Here is a 4,038-nt window from a genome sequence, read left to right as displayed (position 1 = left end):
GAAAAAATTAGCATCTATCGCAATGGCATCAGCACTAACACTAGGAGGACTTGTTGGAGTATCAACAGTAGCACCAGAAGCACACGCTGCAGAAACTAAAGCTTTCACAGATTCATACATTCAGTCTTATCTACAACAACAACTTGGCTACGGTGTAACAGTGGAATTTAAATCTTCAAGCTCTTACACTATCATTCGCAATGAAACAAATACAGTTGTAGGTAGCATTAGCGTTAATAAAGCAACAAATGCTTACACAATTTATTACAACTACGGTGGAACTTATTCAGGTACAATTCAATAAAAAAATTGAAAATGAAGTGACCCCTAAAAGTTAGACACGGTTATTCATTAGGACCTTGGGTAAAACGAGTTCGGTATGCACCGGACTCGTTTTTAATTTTGCCTTAATCCGTTTCGTATTATAGTAATTTATATATTTTTCTAATTCTATTTTAAAATGCTCTATACATTCAAATTCCCTCATGTAAAGGAATTCAGATTTCATAATTCCAAAGAAATTCTCCATGACAGAGTTGTCGTAACAATTTCCTTTACGAGACATACTGTGCACGATACCTCTTGATTGAAGGTTCTGAATGATATTTCTTCATTTGATAATGCCACCCTTGATCTGAATGTATCAGTAGCTGATGGTCCAAAGGTAGATGTTTTAAGGCCTTCTCTAACATCTCTGAAACAAGAGAGTACGTTGGTCTAAAGCCAATTGTATAGGTAATGATTTCACCATTAAATAAATCTAAAACAGGCAATAAATAAAGTTTTTGCCAAATAATTCAAACTCTGTAATATCCGTTACCCATTTCTCATTAGGTGCCTCCGATGTAAAGTTTCGATCTAAAATATTTGGCGCAATTTTACCGACTGTACCTTTATATGATTTATATTTTTTCATACGTACAATACACTTTAAACCTAGTTCTTTCATAATACGTTGAACCTTCTTATGATTCACTTTTTGCCCACGATTTGCTAGTTCATCACGAATACGACGGTACCATAACGACCTTCGTGTTCTACAAGAATCGTTTTGATCTCGTTTTTTAGATCGGCATAAGGCGTTCAACTTTTTTAAATACTCGTTTTCCATTTCTAGCTGTTTAATACGTGCTTGAAGTGCTTCGGTTGAGCCTTCTATCGGTGCTTGTTTTGGTTGTTTGTTTAATTCTTTTTTCATGGATGGACGCCCCTTTTTCTTTGACTGAAGGCCATCAAATCCTTGTGTTTCGAATTGTTTTTTTTAAACTCTTATCGTCGAACGCGTCGCTATATTAAAGATAGCCGCTGTTTCGTGTAAGGACGTACCATGTTCAGTCATATAATTAAGTACGTCTAGTTTAAACTGCGCGGTGTAATTTGTATATTGTTTTACAAAGGCCTCTGAGCCATTATATTCGTGTAGTTTCACCCAGGTTAATAAAGTTCGATGGGCAACGCCTATATCTTCTCCGATTGTTCTTAAACTTTCATTCCCAGATAAACATCTTTGAACAGCTTCTAGTTTCAGCTTTTCTTTAAATTTAGCCATACAAAACTGCACCTCCAAAAAAATGTTTGCACCCGTTTTGGTAACAGCAGTTTTTCGAGAAGAGTTAGAAGAGATAGGGAAACGATATAAAAGAATTAATAAACTTTTAGAAAGAGCACCACATCCTAAAAAAGAGTCAGAAAGAGCATAAGGGAAAACTGTCCCCACTTTCAGTGTGGAACTAGGCAAAGCCTAGTATTTTTATGGGTACAAAAAATTTCTCAAAGGACAAACGATTTGCCCCAAAAATACGGTCTTTTGGCAAACTGTTTGCCCTAGGAAGATGGAGGCGGTAAGCAACGGGTTTACCATGGTAAACCCCAAAAACGTTGTTTTTGACTTGTAGGAGATTCCTATGACCTTTACAAATATTTTGCTGTTATTTTTCCAAAATAAGCAGCTATATTTGTTTTCGCTTAGCTTCAACGAGTTTTCAAATGCTGTCCATGCTCGCCTATGTCTAATACACATGGAGGGATAGCCACTAGACTAATAAAGATTTATTCAACCAAGTAAGGCAGTTCTTTATCGGTTAATAAGGTTCTTGTGAGACTAAAAGAGGTTTAACTCCGAAAGGAGTCACCAACTTATTGAAACGGAAGAAATTGAGACACAATGAGTATTATAGTATGCAAGATTGTTTTGATACACTTTATACTCAAAGTGTCAGTGGTCATCACTTCTATGACTTAACAGAATTAATGAGCGTCTAGCCTACCGAAACATCAAAAGAAATACAGGTAGTAAAACTGCGGGAACTGATAAATTAACAATTAATGATATCTTGCATTTAACTGTGGAAGATGTAATAGCAAGAGTTCAAGCTATGTTTAAATGGTATGAACCACAGCCAGTAAGACGGGTTCTTATTCCTAAAGGAAAGGATAAAACTAGACCTTTGGGGATACCAACGATTTGGGATAGAATCTTTCAACAATGCATACTGCAAATTTTAGAGCCAATTTGCGAAGCAAAATTCCATAAACATAGTTATGGGTTTAGACCGAATCGCAGCACTCACCATGCCAAAGCTAGACTTGAGTTCCTTATCAATCAAACTGGGCTTCATCATTGTGTTGACGTAGATATTAAAGGATTCTTTGATAATGTGAACCATAGCAAACTTTTAAAACAAATGTGGTCTCTAGGCATAAGGGATAAATCACTCCTTTCTATTATATCTAGGCTATTAAAAGCAGAGATTGAAGGAGAGGGTATTCCTACAAAAGGTACTCCGCAAGGAGGAATTCTGTCACCGTTATTATCCAACATTGTATTAAATGAATTGGATTGGTGGGTTAGTGACCAATGGGAAACATTTGAAAGCAAATATACTTATTCGACCAATGGTAGTAAGTATCAGCATTTAAAGAAATCGAGTTTGAAAGAGTGTTTTATCGTCCGTTATGCGGACGACTTCAAGGTAATGTGTCGAACAAGGTCATAGGCTATTAAAATGAATTATGCATTAAGAGGCTTCCTGAAAAGAAGATTGCACTTGGAAACGAGTGAAGAAAAATCAAAGGTTGTAAACTTAAAGAAAAACTCTTCAGAGTTTCTAGGATTTTCAATAAAAGCCATAAGAAAAGGTAAGACCAGATTTGGCTACGTAGCAAAGTCTGATATGTCAAAAAAGGCTAAAGCAAATAAAGATTAAAGAAGCGATAAAAGTAATCAAGAGAAAGCCGTGCATTCAGACAGTTTGGAACTATAATACAGTTGTAATGGGGATTCAAAACTATTACTCAGCTGCGACTCAAATTACAATTAACTTGAATGAGTTAAATCTACATCTACGCAAGACGCTATACAATCAACTAAAGAAAATTCGAACAGAGGCAAGTTTCCATGAGATGAATAAGACTTTACAGAAGAGGTACAAGGGTTACAACTCCAAACTATTTAAGATACAAAATATGGCCTTTGTCCCCATCCATGCACAACGGTGGAGAAAGACACTTGGTTTCTCCCAAGTTATATGTAACTTTACTATCAAAGGTAGAGCGAAGATTCACAATAGTCTGAAGGCTATTGATGAAAATACGCTTTCCTACATCATGAGAAACTACATTCCAAACAGATCTATAGAATATAACGACAATAGGATCAGTAAGTTTATTGCCCAATATGGTAGATGTGCCATTTTAGGTGAAGAATTAGGTATTAATGATTGGCATTGTCATCATATTAATCCTTTTTACATTTCAAAGGATGATAGCTACTCGAACTTAATTATTTTGAATAAGGCTATACATCAACTTATACATTTGAAGGACAGAACAAAAATTGAAAAGGTTTTAAAAGCTGTAAAGCTTTCAAATAAGCAAATAGAAAAAGTAAATAACCTACGACTGAAATGTAACAATGAAATAATCTAACTTTGGGAAATTAGCACTCGTCTGCTTAATACATAGAAAGAATAAATTGGATTAGTTGGAACGCCGTATGCGATGAAAGTCGCACGTACGGTGTGAACAGGGGGAAAAGCT

General features: G+C 35.6%; 2 protein-coding genes and 2 pseudogenes. 3 read left to right on the top strand and 1 reads right to left on the bottom strand.

Going from position 1 to position 4,038, the window contains the following annotated elements:
- On the top strand, nucleotides 1-304 hold a 304-nt coding region (locus tag ACVWXS_RS25770), incomplete at its 5' end, for a hypothetical protein (protein WP_456960667.1).
- A 40-nt stretch (nucleotides 305-344) separates the two neighbouring features.
- Here the strand turns inward: ACVWXS_RS25770 and ACVWXS_RS25765 are convergent.
- Nucleotides 345-1,549: pseudogene (locus ACVWXS_RS25765) on the bottom strand (IS3 family transposase).
- Between the two features lie 22 nt (nucleotides 1,550-1,571).
- Here ACVWXS_RS25765 and ACVWXS_RS25760 point away from each other — a divergent pair.
- Both ACVWXS_RS25760 and ltrA read left to right on the top strand, forming a co-directional pair.
- A complete protein-coding gene (locus tag ACVWXS_RS25760; protein WP_456960666.1) occupies nucleotides 1,572-1,700 on the top strand; it encodes a DUF5839 family protein in 129 nt (42 codons plus the stop codon).
- A 439-nt stretch (nucleotides 1,701-2,139) separates the two neighbouring features.
- Nucleotides 2,140-3,927, top strand: a pseudogene (ltrA, locus tag ACVWXS_RS25755) (group II intron reverse transcriptase/maturase).
- Nucleotides 3,928-4,038 lie beyond the last annotated feature (111 nt).

The sequence above is a fragment of the Lysinibacillus sp. TE18511 genome (genome assembly GCF_054062295.1).
This window is presented reverse-complemented; position numbering and strand designations above follow the sequence as displayed.